Origin of the sequence: Chryseobacterium nepalense, from assembly GCF_023195755.1 — a bacterium.
GTDB classification, from domain to species: domain Bacteria; phylum Bacteroidota; class Bacteroidia; order Flavobacteriales; family Weeksellaceae; genus Chryseobacterium; species Chryseobacterium nepalense.
Genome location: NZ_CP096203.1, coordinates 1,856,639 through 1,873,527 on the forward strand (window position 1 = coordinate 1,856,639; position 16,889 = coordinate 1,873,527).

Sequence of the window (16,889 nt, forward strand, 5' to 3'; positions counted from 1 at the left end):
CTAGACTGTGTTTGTAGAAATTAATTTAAAAATTGTTGCTTAGATTCCTACGGAATGACAAAGTATGCGACATATTTACTGTTGAAACTGCTCATTAATATACCCAATCACCTCATTAAAATTCTCCTGAGAATATCCCAACGGCAAATAATGAATATCATCCGCTTTCCGATACCAGGTCAATTGGCGTTTTGCGTATCTTCGACTGTTTTTCTTGATTTCTGAAACGGCAAAATCCAGATCCCATTCGCCATCAAAATATTTGAATAATTCAGCGTAACCAACCGTATTTAAAGCCGTCATATATTTAAATTTTTCTAAACTTTTTGCTTCTTCCAATAACCCTTTCTCCATCATAATATCCACTCTCCTGTTGATTCTATCGTACAATTCTTCTCTTGGCGCTTCAATTCCGATTCGAATCGTATTAAAATCTCTGGAATCCTGTGAAACAGCAATTTGTTCAGAATATTTTTTATTGGTCTGCCAAATAACGTCAATTGCCCGTAAAAGCCTTCTGTGATTGTGAATATCTACCACGGAAAAATATTCAGGATCGAGTTGTTTCAACATTTCCTGAAGTTTTTCAATTCCGTTATTATCCAGAATTTCCTGTAATTTTTTCTGATTTTCTTCATCGGCTTCCGGAAGATCATTTAAGCCTTCAATAACTGCTTTTTCATACATCATGCTGCCGCCAACCAAAATGACCGTATCGTATTTTTCAAAAAGTTCATTGAGTTTTTTTAAAGCATCTTCCTCATATTGCCCGATCGAATAATATTCTTCCACCGAAAGATTACCGATAAAATGATGAGGTGCTTCCGCCAGTTCTTCTTCTGACGGTGAAGCAGTGCCAATCTTCATTTCCTTAAAAAACTGTCGGGAATCACAGGATATAATTTCCGTGTTGAAATGTTTCGCCAGATCAATTGCGAGTCTCGTTTTTCCAATTCCGGTGGGGCCTACAACAGAAATTAAAGTTTTATTTTTCACGAAGCTAATTTACGAAAATGAGTTTACTTAATTGGCTGGAAGATGGAGGCCTGAAGATGGAAGTTAAAATTGGAGGTCATTTATATCCAAGACAATCTTCCCGCTTCCTGCATCTAACTTCCATCCTTACTACTTTAGCTAAACTATACACTTAAATGTTTATCTTTGTACAACAATAAAAAACTATGATTTTATCAATGACCGGCTTCGGTAGAGCCGAAGGTGTTTTTGAAGGCAAAAAGATTACCATAGATATTAAGTCACTGAACAGCAAAAGCTTTGATTTGAATATTAAAATCCCTTTACGCTATAAAGAAAAAGAATTTGAGATCAGAAAAATTCTCAACGACAGGATTATCCGTGGAAAAGTGGATTGCTACATTAACCTTGAGAATCTTGAAGAATCTACGGATGTGAAAATTAATAAAAATTTAATTGATTCTTACATCAGCGAACTTCGCAACATCGCTTCAGACGGCCCCGATTTCGAATATCTGAAAATGGCAGTACGATTACCGGATGCCATCACTTCAAGGCCCGATGAACTTTCGGAAGGAGAATGGGAAGCATTGGCTAAAATTGTACATGCTGCGGTCGACCGGTTTGGAGAATTCAGAAAAACGGAAGGTAAAATCCTGCATGAAGAGCTGGAAAGAAACATACAGAATATTGAAAAGAGCCTTTCCGAAGTTATTCCTTTTGAAGAAGAACGAATCTCTGCTGTAAAAGAGCGTTATCAGAAATCTTTAAAAGAATTCGAAAATATAGATGAAACCAGATTCTATCAGGAAATGGCTTATTTCACGGAAAAGCTGGATATTTCCGAAGAGAAGGTACGGCTTTCCCAACATCTTAAATACTATAAAGAAGTAATGGACAATGAAGATTTTAACGGTAAAAAACTGGGATTCATTTCTCAGGAAATAGGCCGTGAGATCAATACATTAGGTTCAAAAGCCAATCATTCTGAAATTCAGAAGCTGGTAGTGATGATGAAGGATGATCTGGAAAAAATCAAAGAACAAACGTTAAATGTACTTTAAATTCAGGGTTTAATGTTTAAAATTCAAGGTTGTAAGCTTTGATATAAAACACATGCTTTGAATTACGAACGAAACTTTAAACTTTAAACTAAAAACTTTGAACAATAAAGTTATCATATTTTCAGCGCCCTCGGGAAGCGGAAAAACGACACTGGTAAAACATTCACTGGAAATATTTAAAGAACTGCAGTTTTCCATTTCCTGCACAACAAGGCAGCCGAGAGGAAGCGAAGTTCATGCGGTGGATTATCATTTTTTAACGCCTGATGAATTCAGGCAAAAAATTGCGGAAGATGCATTTGTAGAATTTGAAGAAGTGTATACCGACAAATACTACGGAACCTTAAAATCCGAAGTTGAAAAAATATGGAATCATGGGAAAGTGGTGATTTTTGACGTTGATGTAAAAGGCGGGATTTCCCTTAAAAAATATTTTGGAGAGCAGGCATTGTCGATTTTTATCGAACCGCCTTCCATTGATGAACTGGAGCGAAGATTGATTTCAAGAAATACGGACGATGCGGACACCATCAGAACCCGCGTGGCAAAAGCTGAAGAAGAAATGTCTTATGCAAAAGAGTTTGATAAAATCGTGATCAATAATGATCTTGACGAAGCAAAAAGAGAAATAGAAAGTTTAATAAAAAATTTTATTGGAAGTTAAAGGATGGAAGCCTGAAGTTGGATGACGGAAGTTTGATGGCTCATACACTTCAAACATTTTCAAATTCTGATTTCTAATTTCTTACTTCTAATTTCTAATTCTAAAACATTGAGGTAAATATGAGTACCGAAACATTAGAAAAAGCTAAATCTGCAATTCCCGTAAGAGGATTTTTGGATATAAAAGATATTGCCATTCCTCAGGGAGAAGAGCTTGTAAAAGCCATTCTTGCGTTAAAAGAAGAGAAAAATGCAGTGATTTTAGCACATTATTACCAGCCCGGAGAAATTCAGGATATTGCTGATTTTCTTGGCGATTCACTTCAATTGGCAAGACAGGCAAAAGACACCAATGCAGATATGATTGTTTTCTGCGGAGTACATTTTATGGCCGAAGCTGCAAAAATTCTTAATCCTACAAAAAAAGTTGTTCTTCCGGACACGATGGCGGGATGTTCTTTAGCAGACGGATGTTCCGGAGAAGGACTGCGAAAAATGCGTGAGCAGCATCCAAATGCGTTGGTAGCAACTTATATCAACTGTAATGCGGAAACAAAGGCTGAAAGTGATATTATCGTGACAAGCTCAAACGCGGAAACGGTAATTGAAGCACTACCGAAAGACCGTCCGATTATTTTCGCTCCGGATAAAAATCTGGGAAGATACTTATCTCAGAAAACCGGCCGTGATATGATTCTCTGGGATGGAAGCTGTATCGTACACGAAGCTTTCTCTATGGAAAGAATTGCGAAACAGCTGGCGGAAAATCCCGATGCCAAGCTTATTGCCCACCCGGAAAGTGAAGAAGCGGTTTTAAAACTGGCTCATTTTATCGGTTCCACTTCCGCACTGCTTAATTATGTAGAACAGGACGACTGCCAGAAATTTATTATTGCTACGGAAGAAGGCATCCTTCATGAAATGAAAAAACGTGCACCTCACAAAGAACTGATTCCGGCACTGGTTTTCGATGAAACCTGCAATTGTTCGGAATGTTTTTACATGAAAAGAAATACCATGGAAAAACTCTATCTGTGCATGAAATATGAGCTTCCGGAAATCATTATTGACGAAGAATTAAGATTGAAAGCATTAAAGCCTATTGAAGCGATGCTTGATCTTTCTAAAAGTATAAAATAAAACAAAGGGCCCCAAAAAGTAAGACTTATTGGGGCATTTTTATTCTCATCGAATTTCACTATTTAAAGATCATTCGGACCAGGAACATAACATTCAGAATTGATAAGAACACAGTTTCTGCAAAACTCTGAAAGTGCCCAGTATTCATCACAAGTAAAATTGGAACCTTGAGGGCATTCATTACAGCTTTTAGGACCCGCTCCTCCATTAATCTGTTCTAAATTTCGTCTGCTTAATTTTTTAAAATTTTTCATAATAAATTGATTTAGTTAATTTTATAAATTTAATATTATTTTTGAGAAATGATAACATATTGAAAATAATTAACACAAACATTTGTTATTAGATCTGAATAGTAATAAACCGAAAGGTGATGCTACACTGGAATTTGTGTTTTAAAATAATTAAATAAGACAAAAAATATGAAAATACACTGGAATTCTGAAGAATTAAAACGATTTTTGCTTAAAAAAAGATGAGCAAAATATATCTTGAAGATGTAAAAATTTATGCCTACCACGGTGTTTTACCGGAAGAAAACATCATCGGAACTTATTATATTCTGAATACAGAAATCCACACAGATCTGTGGAAAGCGGCAGAATCAGACAATCTAGAAGATACGATCAGTTATGCAGATGTTAATGAAATTATTCATAACGAAATGAAAATCAAATCTAAATTGCTGGAACATGTAGCCGGAAGAATTATTTCAAAGATTCATGGAAAATTCCCGGAAATTTCCTATATCCGACTGAAAATCACCAAAACCGCACCGCCGATGAAAGGTGAAATGAAGGGGGCAAGCATCGAACTGGAAAAAAGTTTTAAACCCGATAATTAAAAAATTATTATTTTCGTTTAAAATTATACAAAGAATTGAAATTCATAAAAATATTATTTCTTTTAGCTTTTATTACCGTTTGCGGTCAGACTGGTTCAGATAATCAGGTGCCTGTTTACAATTTCCCGAAGCTAAAATCCAGCATTACCATGCCGGTAATCATTCCCCTATCTCAGATCAGCAACATCATCAATGCTTCTGTAAAAGATCTCATCTACCAGGATGATTCTTATACTGACAACAATAACGACCAGTTTAAAGTGAAAGTATGGAAAACACGCCCGATACGTCTTGTTGGGGGTACCAACCAAAACATTCTGATTGAGGTCCCCTTAAAAATATGGGCAGAAAAAGGAATTGGAACCCTCGGATTGTATACTTACCAAAGCACAACTTTTGAAACGGTGATGTCTTTCAATACTTCCATCAGTTTAAAAAATAACTGGACAATTCTTACACAAACCCATCCTAACGGATTCAGATGGGTGACAAAACCCGTGCTGGATTTTGGAAAAATCGAAATCCCTATCACGTCGCTGGTAGAAAAAAGCCTTGTGGAACAACAAAAGAAATTCTGCACAACGATTGACCAGCAAATGGCCGGACAGCTGAACTTTCAGAATTATGCCGTTATGGCCTTCAATGTTTTTGCAAATCCCTTTCAGGTTTCTGAAGAATACAATACCTGGCTGAAAATTACACCGATTAATGTTCATATTACACCATTGCAGTTTTACGCCAATCAAATCAATACAAGTCTGGGAATAGATATATATTCGGAAACTTATACCGGCCGTAAACCCGAATCTTCAGAGCTTGTAAAATCAGCTCCGGATTTTGGCTTTGTTGCTTCGCTGGAAGACCAGTTTCTGCTTCAGACCACAGCAAATGTTCCTTTTACGGAAGCAACGGCCATTGCACGGAATATGTTCCTGAATAAAGAATATGATGTAAGAGGTTCTTCGGTAAAGATTAAGGATATAAAAGTATATGGTGAAGACAACCGCGTAATGGTAGAGGCGGAAACAGAAGGATACGTTAACGGAACAGCCTATATTTCGGGAGTTCCGGTATATGATGAGAGCAAAAAGAAGATTGTGCTGTCTGAAACCAAATTCAGGCTCAAAACATCCAATATATTACAGAAAACGGCCACTCTGCTGTTCCGGGGAAGAATCGTAAAAATGATTGAAGAAGAATATGGTATTCCGACTCAGGATCTTGAAAACACTTCTAGGAAAAGTATTGAAGAAGCCTTTAACAAAGAATATTATAAAGGGCTCAAAATGTCCGGAAAGGTGTTTACTTTAAAACCCGGAAACATTCTGATGAATCCTTTTGGAATTACCGCCGTAATTGATACGAAAGCAAATTTAAAACTTATAGTAAACGGAATTTAAACTAATAACTAACATGAGAAAATATTTACGCGTAGTAGACAATAACAGAGCTACAAAATGGCAAAGATTTGCAGAGTATATACTGGACAGGATCTTTATCCAGGTCATTTTTTATGGGGCAATTTTTATCTTTGGTATATTAAATGCCACTCTTTTTAATGAGAATATAGATGAAAGTTTTGAAGAAGAAAATACAAGTATGGACTTTGTCTTTATACTCATTTATCTTACCTACATATTTGCTTATTATTGTCTGATGGAATATTACCTGGGAAGAACGCCTGCAAAATATATTACCGGAACAAAAGTTATTAGCATCGATGGAGAAAAACCGACATTTATGCAAATATTGGGTCGCACATTTTCAAGAATAGTCCCTTTTGATGCCTTATCTTTTCTGGGCGAAAACGGCTGGCACGACAGCTGGAGCGATACCCGCGTGATTGATATAAAAAAATATACGGCTGAAACCCAGATGAAAAGAGAAATTGAAACCATCGGAGTGAAAGAAATCGCCTGAAAAATTTTTGTTGAATCAGATATTTTGTTATATTTGCACACCTAAAAATGGTAAAGACATGGTACTTTGGCCGAGCGGCTAGGCAGTGGTCTGCAACACCATCTACAGCGGTTCGAATCCGCTAGGTACCTCAAACCTCTCTATAATTAGAGAGGTTTTTTGTTATAGTTTCCCGATAATATACTTAACAAGTGTTTTTATTTAGCGTACAGATAACCGTTGGAAATCAATTATTTTGAGATAAGAAAGCAGTCAAAAGCTAAAAGTGGTCCACAAAAAATCAAAACTTATATTTTATTCACGTTTGGAAACTAACCAATTTATAATGCTGTTTTTAGTAACTGCCAACAATATATTATAATTTAGAATTACATCATCAATAAACTCCTTAGTTTCAAAATCATAGAAACTTGTTTCAATCTCAAAAAAGTTAGAAAAACTAGATTGGGGATCTGTGTGTGGTGGCTGCTTTCCTTGATGAACATATTCTGATCGATGTTTATATGTTTTTCGTAAAAGTTCCTCCAATTTTTTTTCACTAAAATCTGATGGGAAATTTCCACCGAAAAATCTTTCAGACTCTTTATCTTGCTCCCTTTGAATCGCGCTATTTTTTATTAAATACTCATCCCATTCTAAATACGGAGCATATCTTTTTATAAATTCAACATAGCGCTCAATGAGATAAGCATTTGAACCTCTTGCAGCTTTAAATTCCGTAAAAAGTTCAGCAAATTCAGCATTCTCCTTACTCATTTCTGACCATACTGACTCTTTTGGGTGCTTTTGTTTAACCTTATCCCGTTTAATCGCAATTTACGCAACTGATTCAATAGAGGATACTAGCAACTGATAAGATAATCCAAAATCTTCCCGTTTATTAATTAATGAAAGTTGTACTAATCTTGCATTTTGCATAAATTTTCGATATACATCATATTTAATTGTCTTCAGTAAAGAAATGATTTCACGAATATTACTTGCTAATGACAATTCTTCTCTTTCATCCATCTCTATTCGTAGCGTCCCAGGTCCCGCAGAGAGGACGGGATAAGTTAAGCCATAAGTGACTAATGCTCTTTCTTCTAATTTAGGAAATGATGTATAGAACGGTACAGGATGACTTCTAGGGGATTTGAATGGATGAGAAGTAGTGATCGATAGTATAGCGCAAAGTGCATGAGGCAATAAATCACTATAAATTTCTGAAACTTGTTTCATCTTTACAACGCTTACATAAGCTCTATAAGACCCGGGCATCCAGGTAATCTGTGAGGGATATAAAGTGTAGTTCCCTAAATCCCACTCAAATTTTATTTCAAATGGAGACAGTATTATACCATACAACTCTTTGAATATCTTGGATCTTCTTTATCTGGTCTAAAAATATCAATACACTCATCAAAAAGTATATGATCTGCTGTTACTGCTCTGATCATGGTTTTTTATTTTAAAGATACGGTTTTATTTTAGGCTAAAAAGTTCAATTTACTTATAATAACTATATTACCTATTGGCCTAACTGTCCAGTAAGAAAATCAATTGAAGTAATAATGGATTGAGATATTTTGTATATTCGAAAATTAAACATAAAACCATGGAAGAATTAAAAGAAGAACTAAGTAAAGCGTCATCTACCGTAACTTCAATAGTGAATGAAGCAACAAATGTTGTTTTAGAAAGATTCAAAAATCCCACAATTGCAGCATTTACAATACCTTGGATAGTTATAAATTGGAGATCAATATTATTTTTTATATTTTCTACAGGCTCTATCGAATTTAAGATATTATACGTAAATAAATATTTTAGCGACTATTGTCATACACTTGTTTACCCACTGTTAGCAATGGTTACATACCTTTTTTTTCTTCCGTATTTTAATCAGTATAATGAACTTTTTATAAAAAAAGCATTTAAAAAACGAGCAGATTATAAGAAAATACAAATTACCGATCAAATTGAAAGGCAAGGAGATATAGCAATCAAAATAAATGATGCTCAGAAAAAAATAATGGAAGCACGGGAGGGCGTTGAGCACAATCAGTATGTTGATGAGTTACAAACTACCATAGAAGAATTAAAAGCAAAACTAAATGAAGAACAAATTAAAAACATTAATGAATCAAAATCTTTCCGTGAACAGTCAGCTTTGTTAAGTGATGAAATAAAGATTCTAAATAATAAAATAATAAGTAATGACAGAAAAAATTTAAAAGAATTGGAAGAGCTTAAAAAGCAGCTAAATGATACTTCATTGGAATTTTATGAAGCTACTAAAAAAAATAAAATATTACACATTGAAAAAATTCTAGATTTACCTAACAACAAAATGTTTAGATTTTTTGAAGATGGCCAACTTATTATTAATATATTTCAATATCAGGATACTGATATGGTAAAATATTATGATTTTATAATGCGTACTTTCGTTAGTAAAGAAGATGTTATATCACAGCTTCTTGGAAGGGATTTCCAAGTAATAAGATCGGGGGAAGAATTCGATTATGCTACGGAAGTTGTCAAATTTAAAACACTACCTTAAAAACATCGCAATTAATTATTTGATGTTTATTTATGAAGAATAAATCTGTTTTTGCTTTTCTTCGGCGAATTAATCTATTGGAAAGCTTTCTTATGATGACCTGATTATTTCTATACATGCGTAATGTATAAAATCTTCATATATGTGCATAGAAACTATAGCATGATAACTAAAAAAAATCTTATACACGCGTAATGATTGTAGGAAAATCTTCAATTAGTACTGCATGATCCGGAATAGAGACGTTTTTTGGGTTCTTATCCCTTCCGATATTCAAAACCAATTGATAAAAAATTTCATAAAAAACCCCGGAATGATCCGGGGACTAAAAACTAATAACCATGAAAAACTCAAATTGATGAGCTATATTTTAATCTGAATATTTTTTAAGCTGTTCGTTTATTTACAAACTTATATACGATAAATTAATGAAGTCGGTTTTTGGCTTGATAAAAATTATAATAAACAGAAATAGCTCCTGAGAGGAGCTATTTTTTAATGATCACTTAATCGTTAGCGTATGATTTTTTCTACATTGGCTTTGGCACTGTTAAAAGCTTCTTCTGCTTCTTCGTACAATATATTGGCCGATATTTCAAAGCCGCTTGCCATAAAAAAGGTAACATTTCCATCCATATTAAAACTAAGAAACCCAATATGATTCACATTAATCACCAACGGTTTTCCCAGAATTTTTGCTCCTTCAATAGAATTGGGCTTTTTTACATTAATAATGCTGGATGCCTTGATGTATATTAAGCCTTCTGATGTTGTTTTGATTATATAAGACAATTAAATAATTTTATGCAAAGATATACATTAAAAAGTAAAAAAAATCCCCAGCCACGGCAGAGGATTAAAATGAAAAAATTAATATTTAAGTGATGGTGTTTCTTTAAAAATATTCTCAGATTTCTCCGAGAATATTGTAAGTTCCTTTAAGGATTTTTTAATAGTTGCGGTTAAGTATTCAACTACTATGCCAGCAATACAGACAAAGTGTTAAAGTTTTAATGAAAATAAATTTTTATGGTTAAAATGATTTATCTATAAAAATAAAAAAGCCCCTGAATAAACAGGGGCTAAAAAACTAATAACCATGAAAACTCAATTAAACATGAGAATCAATGCAAATGTATACATTATTTTCATTAAAAATGATGATTATAATCTATTGTTTTTATAATCCGTCGGTTTTGTTTTATTACATTTGTAGCAAAACCTATATGATGACATTTACTAAAGCTTTAAAACACAAAAAACTGATTCTTAAAAACTCAAGTGCTTTTACCAAAACTCTTTATGATTATCTTATTATACCTGCAATTGCAGAAGAGAGTAAAAAATTTCTTGATGACTTCAGAAAATCCCCATCATCGTTTACTGATGAAAGCTGTAAACACTACAGCAGCAATTCCAGGTTTAAAATATTCTTATATTGTAAAAGCCGAACGTGATTTCCCGCACAGGATGACATAGAAACAATCTGGATATAAAAAATCCCCGTATTGCTACGAGGATAAAAACTAATAACCATGAAAACTCAAATTAAACATGAGTGACTGCAAATTTAAGAAATGTATTTTTTTTAAAAAGTCTTTTAGACAATTTATTTTTATCAATTAACAAATTTTATCAGTCATTTAAAATATCTTTAAAATTCAAAATTTCCGTTATCCCCCTATTTAAAAGGGCTACGATGTAATTTTAGAAACAATATAATATTTCAAAAATTAAACAACCATTTAAAAAATGTTAAAATATAATAAAAAAGCTCTCATTTCTGAGAGCTTTACTATATCATTTAAAGAGTTTTTATTCCTTAATAAATTTCTTTTGGGCAGTACCCTTTACGTCATCAATATCAATTACATAAACTCCATTAATCAAAGTATGTACATCAATCTTATTGTTCAGGATAATCCCTGTTGATACGATTTGACCTGTAGCATTATAGATTTTATAATTGGCTTTAGCGCTGATATTTTTTACGTTCAATACCGTTTTTACCGGGTTTGGATAAATCAGGATGTCTTCCTGGTTTACAGGATTCGGTACAATCGGCTTAGTAATTCTTACAGTATAATCTTCCACTTCACCATTCGGGACAGTTGTACAATTCACCGGAATTCCGTCTTTTTGAAGAGCGACACGCATTACAACATATTTAAAATCCGTAAGGCTGATGAATGCATCAATAGGGACAGAGAATGTTCCGGTGATCGTCTGCTCGTTATTAGGTCCTGAAACGAAAACTCTTTCATCAATATCAAAGTATCCGTTTCTGTTGAAGTCAATCCACACAGCAACTCCTGCATTAGTATTTCCTGAGATCTTTTTTTCAATGGTAATTTTATTATCAGAAGACCCTTGAATCAATTCAATGAATTTTGCAGTTACACCTGTATAATCACTGTAGTTGGAAGCTACAGACTGGTTTACCATTTCCGGTTTTCCGTTTGGTGTTACTGTCACTTTTGAAATATATTCAGAAGATGAAGTTGTAGCTGTCATCTGGCAATATACTATTGTAGGCGTTGTGAAGAGATACAGCAGTGTATAATTTCCTGCAGTTCCGCTACAAACATTTGCTACCTGCATTTCATACTGGGTAAGCTCCAAAAGACCTGTTAATGTAACTGTATTGGTATTGGAAGTTACGGTTGTCCAGCTAGGAATACCCACTTTTCTATATCTGAGTACATACGTTGCACCAGGGAAAGGTTCCCAGGTAACCTGCGCCGTAGTTGTGGTAAGATTCGTAATCGTCAATCCCGGAGGAGCAATTTCACATGTTCTTTCCGTAGTAAATACTTTAGGATTAGACCATGGATTCATTGTATTTTCATTATCACACATATTGGCAATCTGTACTTCATAAGAAGTATACACATTCAATCCTGTAAGAGGGAATGTATTGGCAGGTGCCGCAGGCAAAGGAATATTTGCACTCCAACCACCGTTTCCGCTTCCTACGATTCTGTATCGTATGAAATAATGTGAGCTTACTGCCAAAGGCGACCATGTAACTAAAGCCGAATTGGTTGTAATATTACTGATGGTAACATTCGGAGGTGTAGGATCGCATCTCGTAGTAAATGTATTGTTGGAAGGTGTACCCTGATTACCGTTACATACTGCAATTACCTGTACTTCATATAATGTTGCAGATAAAAGGTTGTTTAATGTCGTTGTATTAGTAGGCTGCGGATAAGGAGCTGCCGCAACACTTGTGGTTTGCCAAGGCGCACCTGTTCCCTGCGGTCTGTAATTAATGATATAACTTGCTCCACCGGTATCCTGAGGCCATGTTAATACTATCGAATTATGAGTAGGGGTTCCAAGCGTTACAACCGGAGTTGCTGTGCTGCAAACACGTACATTAATATTGTCAATTGCAACAGGAGGCTGCGTACCGCCTGATGAGTCATTTCTCCATTCAAAAACAAGACGCATTGTAGTCCCTGCAAAACTTGAAATATTTAAAGCAGGGTTAAGAACAGTCTGCCATGTCGACTGCTGATTGTAATTCGCTCCAATCTGTATTCTTCCTGTTCCAGCAGTGATCTGCGTTCCTGACGTAGGCATGAACGTAGCAGGTACAAGCCAAACTCTCAGATAATCCCAGCTTGATTCTCCTTCAGCTTTCCAGTCAAATGAGAATGTAGCAGTCGTAGTATTTGCCGGAATTGCAATATCCCTGTATGCATGTACCACACTTGATGATCCCGTGTTGTAAGCATTAGTTGTTCCGTTGGTATTGGAAATATATAATGAGTTTGCCGGATTTCCCGTTGCAGAACCGTAAACCCACTTGTTAACCTGGGTTCCGTTGGTATATCCCAAATCACTTCCTGAAGTAAACTGCTGTATATAAGGAAGTGTAGCAGGAATCTGCGTTGTGGTAAAGCTTGGTCCCGCAACCCAGAAGCTTCTGTCTGACCCTGCACACACCGAACGCACCCAGAAATAATAGGTTGTATTTGGCGTTAGAGGAGTCAGCGTTGCCGAAGTCGTTGCTGAAGTTGAAGTTGGGGCAGTAGACGCTATCGGAGGTACATTCGTTGTTGTAAGATAAATCTGATATCCTCCTACAGGTGCAGGTGACGGAGCAGTCCAGCTTATAGATGCCGTATTAGACCCTACACTTGTTACCTGAACATTTATCGGAACTTTACATGTAGGAATACTCAAATTAATATTATCAATAGCAATAGGAGGCTGTGTTCCGCCTGAAGAGTCATTTCTCCATTCAAACACAAGACGCATAACGCCTCCTGCAAAAGAACTTAGGTTAAGTCCCGTATTGAAATAATTTTGCCATGTTGTCTGCTGGTTCATATTCCCTCCTACCTGGATTCTTCCACCACCAGTGGTAATTTGGGTTCCGACAGTAGGCACAAAACTTACCGGTACCATCCAAACTCTCAGATAGTCCCAGCTTGATTCTCCATCTCCTTTCCAGTCAAACATTAACGTAGCATCCGTTGTTCCCGCAGGAACAATAATATCTCTGTATGCATGAACAACACTTGATGATCCTGTATTGTAAGCATTGGTAGTTCCATTGGTATTGGAAATATATAATGAGTTGGCAGGATTTCCTGTTGCGGAACCATATACCCATTTATTAACCTGAGTTCCGTTAGAAAGCTGCAGGTCATTTGCTGTAGAGAAATTCTGTGTGTAAGGAATCGTAGCCGGCACCTGAGTAGTAGAGAATGAAGGACCTGCTACCCAAACACTTTTATCGTTGGCACCACAAATTGAACGTACCCACCAGTAATAGGTAGTGGAAGTAGTCAATCCTGCTGGACTCACTGATGTTCCTGCATTGGCAACTCCCGGTGTAGCGGCAGTAGGTGGTGTGTTGGTAGTGCTCAGGTAATATTCATATCCTGATCCGGGCACAGGTGAAGGAGCATTCCATGTTAAAGTAGCAGTGGTAGTTCCAATGGTGGGAACAGCCATACCGGAAGGCATAATACAAGTCGGAATGCTAATATTAATATTATCAACCGCAATTGGCGGCTGAGTTCCGAAAATACCGTCATTTCTCCATTCAAACACAAGCCTCATGGTTGATCCGGCGTAAGTTGTGATATTCAGACTGGGATTACTGTATGTTTGCCACGTAGATTGCTGATTAAACTCTCCTACCTGAACTCTTCCTGTTCCGGTGGTAATCTGGGTACCTACAGTAGGTGTAAATGTAGCCGGAACCAGCCATACCCTCAGGTAATCCCAACCGGATTCTCCCTCTCCTTTCCAATCAAATGAAAAATTGGCGATTGAGGATCCCGCAGGTATCGTAATATCCCTGTAAGCATGCACAACACTCGATGAGTTGGTATTGTAGTTATTGGCGGTCCCATTATTATCAGAGATATAAATAGAACTGCCTGTATTTCCGGTCACAGCACCGTAAAACCACTTGTTCGTCGCAGTCCCGTTAAGGAGCGTGAAATCGTTAGCAGTGTTAAAATCCTGTGAATACGGTAATGTTGCAGGTGCCTGTCCATAGGCATCCGGTATGGCGCCTAAATTTAACAAACACAGAAGAAGTACTATAAAAGTAGAAATTTTCTTCATAAGTTATCATTTAATATTAATCCTTGCAAATCTAATTCGTTTTTTGATAATATAAAGCATATAACAGCATGTTTTTTATAAAAAATACCGAACATGACCATCTAAAATTTATCAAAAATAATATTATATTACTTTACACTTAACGATCTATTCATACTTTTATTATTAATAAAGCAGAATTATATCATTACGAAAAGTATAAATATGTTCAAAAAATAGGATCCCCATACAGGAGACCCTAAAAACACAAATGATGAAAAAAAATTTTTATAGAATCAATTAATTTAATTCTGAAGTCAAAGTTAAATATGAAAAAAAATAATGTTTATGATTCGAATCACAGTGCATTAAATTCTATTTATTTAAATAAATTCTGAAATTTTATAAAAGCAAAACTCCTCAAGGGTCGTGAGGAGTTTAAAAAAGGGTATATGGGGTCTAAAAAAGTGTCTTTTATCTCGCGGAATCAGTTCGGGTACCTGAAGAACTCTGAGTTCCTCTGTTAGATCCGTTGTTCTGATTAGGGCTTGTAGTCTGGTTTCCTGTTCCGCTTCCCTGGTTCATTGCACTGTCTCTAACACTTGCCGTGGTATCCATTGCCGTTCCGGTTGTTGTATTATCAGGAGTCATTGTTCCTGTTCCGGCAGAATCACTCATAGAGTTGTTTTCATTCTGCGTTTCCTGCTTTTTGCAGCTTACAGCAAAAAGACTTATTCCTAGCATTAATAGCATTACTTTTTTCATATAAAATTTTTTGGTGTCTGATTTTGGTCAAAATTATACACAAAACCTAAATAATAATATGAGTGAGATCATAATATTGTGAATTGATACGAATTTTATAAAAATTTCTCAGTAACACTATAGATGACAAAAAAATTATTCTTCCCAGATAATAGGAATATATATCGTGATATAGCCATCAGCATCTACCTGATCAGATGATACAATCCCAGTAACAGAGCCATATCCTACCCAGCCACCCTGCCCCTGCATGGCTGTAAAGGTATAAGTGCCCGCAGGAATTCCTTCATAATATTTAGGCAATGCCTGAAAACCTCCACCTGCATATGTTTCGAAAGACTCACCGGTAGCAGTATTGGTAGCTACAAAATTTCCCACGTCATAACTTCCTGAAAGAGTTTTGGTCCCATTTTGTGACATCAATCCATAACGGATGGTGTAATTCTGAGTTTTAGAAATTTCTTTTTTACTTACAGGAACCTTTTTATCCTGAACCATAAAATCATCATTGGATGAACATCCGTTAAGCATTGCCAGTAATATTGGCAACAGCATCAATTTAAAAGTTGTATTTTTCATATTAATATAGTTTGGAATTATAAAATTACCCTTTTTATATTAATTCAACACCAAGAGAAAATTAAATAAAAGTTATGTCTATTAATCCCCTATTAATGCATATTTAGCATATATATTAGAATATATTTAATATTTTTTTTAAAATTTTAACATCACTTAACTAAATATTGGCGTCATAATTGGAAATACTATTCTGTCAAAGCTGGTCTTTGAGACCTATTAAAATTTGAATTATGAAAACTATAGTGTTAACAGGATTATTATCAGTATTTGCACTGACAGCCTGTAAAAAAGATGATCAGATAGCCGAAAAATCTTTGGAACAGCAAAAAATGGAGTTCCAGATGAGACAATTGGAAATAGAAAAACAAAAATTAGCTATTGAAAAAGAAAAGATAGCTTACGAAACGCAAAAAAAAGCAGACAGCGTGGCTGAAGTTGAAAAAGCAAAAACAGCCGCTGCAAACGCGAAGCCTCAGGTAATCAGAGAAACGCATACGGTTTACAGAGACAGACCTAGCTCAAGTTCAAGCAGTGGATCTTATGCCAATAGCGGAACAAGTGCATCCCAGGGTACAACTCAGAAAAAAGGGATGAGTGAAGCTGCTAAAGGTACCATTATTGGTGCTGTCGGCGGGGCCGCGTTGGGAGCGATTGTTAACAAGAAAAGTCCGGGTGCCGGTGCCGCTATTGGTGGTGTAATTGGTGGTGCCACAGGATATACTTTAGGTAGAGCACAGGACAGAAAAAGCGGAAGAGTACAGCCTCGTTAATTATTTTCACAATAAATAGAAAGATTGCTTATTTTTAAGCAATCTTTTTT

General features: G+C 35.6%; 18 protein-coding genes and 1 tRNA gene. 11 read left to right on the forward strand and 8 right to left on the reverse strand.

Features of this window, described 5'->3' with window-relative positions; genetic code table 11:
- Positions 1 to 75: 75 nt before the first annotated feature.
- Entirely contained in the window at positions 76 to 996 is a 921-nt protein-coding gene (gene miaA / locus M0D58_RS07970) for a tRNA (adenosine(37)-N6)-dimethylallyltransferase MiaA (RefSeq protein WP_248394799.1), read from the reverse strand.
- A 17-nt stretch (positions 997 to 1,013) separates the two neighbouring features.
- Between miaA and M0D58_RS07975 the strand changes: the two genes are divergently transcribed.
- From M0D58_RS07975 to nadA, 4 genes are all read left to right on the forward strand, one after another.
- On the forward strand, positions 1,014 to 1,151 hold the full coding sequence (locus tag M0D58_RS07975; RefSeq protein ID WP_248394800.1) for a hypothetical protein: 138 nt from the start codon (positions 1,014 to 1,016) through the stop codon (positions 1,149 to 1,151).
- Positions 1,152 to 1,181: 30 nt separating this feature from the next.
- Positions 1,182 to 2,039, forward strand: a complete 858-nt coding sequence (locus M0D58_RS07980; RefSeq protein ID WP_248394801.1) for a YicC/YloC family endoribonuclease — start codon at positions 1,182 to 1,184, stop codon at positions 2,037 to 2,039.
- Positions 2,040 to 2,136: 97 nt separating this feature from the next.
- Complete coding sequence (gene gmk / locus M0D58_RS07985; protein ID WP_248394802.1) at positions 2,137 to 2,703, forward strand: guanylate kinase; 567 nt, start codon at positions 2,137 to 2,139, stop codon at positions 2,701 to 2,703.
- A gap of 119 nt (positions 2,704 to 2,822) precedes the next feature.
- Positions 2,823 to 3,842, forward strand: coding sequence for a quinolinate synthase NadA (nadA, locus tag M0D58_RS07990; protein WP_248394803.1), 1,020 nt, complete (start codon positions 2,823 to 2,825; stop codon positions 3,840 to 3,842).
- Positions 3,843 to 3,904: 62 nt separating this feature from the next.
- On the opposite strand, the gene M0D58_RS07995 is transcribed toward nadA, so the two are convergent.
- A complete protein-coding gene (locus tag M0D58_RS07995; protein WP_248394804.1) occupies positions 3,905 to 4,096 on the reverse strand; it encodes a bacteriocin-like protein in 192 nt (63 codons plus the stop codon).
- A 221-nt stretch (positions 4,097 to 4,317) separates the two neighbouring features.
- On the opposite strand from M0D58_RS07995, the gene folB reads away from it, so the two are divergent.
- The 4 genes from folB (at position 4,318) to M0D58_RS08015 (ending at position 6,737) form a co-directional block, all read left to right on the forward strand.
- Positions 4,318 to 4,686: a dihydroneopterin aldolase gene (gene folB / locus M0D58_RS08000; RefSeq protein ID WP_248394806.1), complete on the forward strand. Its 369-nt coding sequence runs from the start codon at positions 4,318 to 4,320 to the stop codon at positions 4,684 to 4,686.
- Positions 4,687 to 4,721: 35 nt separating this feature from the next.
- Entirely contained in the window at positions 4,722 to 6,086 is a 1,365-nt protein-coding gene (locus M0D58_RS08005; RefSeq protein WP_248394807.1) for a DUF4403 family protein, read from the forward strand.
- A 13-nt stretch (positions 6,087 to 6,099) separates the two neighbouring features.
- Complete coding sequence (locus M0D58_RS08010) at positions 6,100 to 6,606, forward strand: RDD family protein (protein ID WP_248394809.1); 507 nt, start codon at positions 6,100 to 6,102, stop codon at positions 6,604 to 6,606.
- 60 nt (positions 6,607 to 6,666) lie between these two features.
- Positions 6,667 to 6,737, forward strand: a tRNA-Cys gene (locus M0D58_RS08015).
- Positions 6,738 to 6,900: 163 nt separating this feature from the next.
- On the opposite strand, the gene M0D58_RS08020 is transcribed toward M0D58_RS08015, so the two are convergent.
- Positions 6,901 to 7,362 (reverse strand): hypothetical protein, encoded by a 462-nt coding sequence (locus M0D58_RS08020; RefSeq protein ID WP_248394811.1) that lies wholly within the window; start codon positions 7,360 to 7,362, stop codon positions 6,901 to 6,903.
- 60 nt (positions 7,363 to 7,422) lie between these two features.
- Entirely contained in the window at positions 7,423 to 7,827 is a 405-nt protein-coding gene (locus M0D58_RS08025; protein ID WP_248394813.1) for a hypothetical protein, read from the reverse strand.
- A 376-nt stretch (positions 7,828 to 8,203) separates the two neighbouring features.
- Between M0D58_RS08025 and M0D58_RS08030 the strand changes: the two genes are divergently transcribed.
- Complete coding sequence (locus M0D58_RS08030) at positions 8,204 to 9,151, forward strand: hypothetical protein (protein WP_248394815.1); 948 nt, start codon at positions 8,204 to 8,206, stop codon at positions 9,149 to 9,151.
- A 513-nt stretch (positions 9,152 to 9,664) separates the two neighbouring features.
- On the opposite strand, the gene M0D58_RS08035 is transcribed toward M0D58_RS08030, so the two are convergent.
- Positions 9,665 to 9,943, reverse strand: a complete 279-nt coding sequence (locus tag M0D58_RS08035; RefSeq protein WP_248394817.1) for a hypothetical protein — start codon at positions 9,941 to 9,943, stop codon at positions 9,665 to 9,667.
- A gap of 510 nt (positions 9,944 to 10,453) precedes the next feature.
- Here M0D58_RS08035 and M0D58_RS08040 point away from each other — a divergent pair.
- On the forward strand, positions 10,454 to 10,630 hold the full coding sequence (locus M0D58_RS08040) for a hypothetical protein (RefSeq protein WP_248394819.1): 177 nt from the start codon (positions 10,454 to 10,456) through the stop codon (positions 10,628 to 10,630).
- Between the two features lie 336 nt (positions 10,631 to 10,966).
- Here the strand turns inward: M0D58_RS08040 and M0D58_RS08045 are convergent, their stop codons facing one another.
- The 3 genes from M0D58_RS08045 to M0D58_RS08055 all read right to left on the reverse strand — a co-directional run bounded on the left by M0D58_RS08045 (position 10,967) and on the right by M0D58_RS08055 (position 16,066).
- Positions 10,967 to 14,743, reverse strand: coding sequence for a fibronectin type III domain-containing protein (locus M0D58_RS08045; RefSeq protein ID WP_248394821.1), 3,777 nt, complete (start codon positions 14,741 to 14,743; stop codon positions 10,967 to 10,969).
- 453 nt (positions 14,744 to 15,196) lie between these two features.
- Positions 15,197 to 15,487, reverse strand: a complete 291-nt coding sequence (locus M0D58_RS08050) for a hypothetical protein (protein WP_248394823.1) — start codon at positions 15,485 to 15,487, stop codon at positions 15,197 to 15,199.
- Between the two features lie 135 nt (positions 15,488 to 15,622).
- Positions 15,623 to 16,066, reverse strand: a complete 444-nt coding sequence (locus M0D58_RS08055; RefSeq protein WP_248394825.1) for a hypothetical protein — start codon at positions 16,064 to 16,066, stop codon at positions 15,623 to 15,625.
- Between the two features lie 233 nt (positions 16,067 to 16,299).
- Between M0D58_RS08055 and M0D58_RS08060 the strand changes: the two genes are divergently transcribed.
- Positions 16,300 to 16,839, forward strand: coding sequence for a YMGG-like glycine zipper-containing protein (locus M0D58_RS08060; protein WP_248394826.1), 540 nt, complete (start codon positions 16,300 to 16,302; stop codon positions 16,837 to 16,839).
- The last annotated feature ends 50 nt before the right edge of the window (positions 16,840 to 16,889 follow it).

Bases quoted from the DNA above. Each gene is read 5' to 3' on its own strand.
- M0D58_RS08060 (WP_248394826.1), top strand. From the start codon at position 16,300: ATGAAAACTATAGTGTTAACAGGATTATTATCAGTATTTGCACTGACA.
- nadA (WP_248394803.1), top strand. From the start codon at position 2,823: ATGAGTACCGAAACATTAGAAAAAGCTAAATCTGCAATTCCCGTAAGA.
- M0D58_RS07980 (WP_248394801.1), top strand. From the start codon at position 1,182: ATGATTTTATCAATGACCGGCTTCGGTAGAGCCGAAGGTGTTTTTGAA.
- M0D58_RS07995 (WP_248394804.1), bottom strand. From the start codon at position 4,096: ATGAAAAATTTTAAAAAATTAAGCAGACGAAATTTAGAACAGATTAAT.
- M0D58_RS08050 (WP_248394823.1), bottom strand. From the start codon at position 15,487: ATGAAAAAAGTAATGCTATTAATGCTAGGAATAAGTCTTTTTGCTGTA.
- M0D58_RS08040 (WP_248394819.1), top strand. From the start codon at position 10,454: ATGATTATCTTATTATACCTGCAATTGCAGAAGAGAGTAAAAAATTTC.
- folB (WP_248394806.1), top strand. From the start codon at position 4,318: ATGAGCAAAATATATCTTGAAGATGTAAAAATTTATGCCTACCACGGT.
- M0D58_RS08025 (WP_248394813.1), bottom strand. From the start codon at position 7,827: ATGAAACAAGTTTCAGAAATTTATAGTGATTTATTGCCTCATGCACTT.
- M0D58_RS08030 (WP_248394815.1), top strand. From the start codon at position 8,204: ATGGAAGAATTAAAAGAAGAACTAAGTAAAGCGTCATCTACCGTAACT.
- M0D58_RS08020 (WP_248394811.1), bottom strand. From the start codon at position 7,362: ATGAGTAAGGAGAATGCTGAATTTGCTGAACTTTTTACGGAATTTAAA.
- M0D58_RS07975 (WP_248394800.1), top strand. From the start codon at position 1,014: ATGAGTTTACTTAATTGGCTGGAAGATGGAGGCCTGAAGATGGAAGTT.
- M0D58_RS08055 (WP_248394825.1), bottom strand. From the start codon at position 16,066: ATGAAAAATACAACTTTTAAATTGATGCTGTTGCCAATATTACTGGCA.
- M0D58_RS08045 (WP_248394821.1), bottom strand. From the start codon at position 14,743: ATGAAGAAAATTTCTACTTTTATAGTACTTCTTCTGTGTTTGTTAAAT.
- M0D58_RS08010 (WP_248394809.1), top strand. From the start codon at position 6,100: ATGAGAAAATATTTACGCGTAGTAGACAATAACAGAGCTACAAAATGG.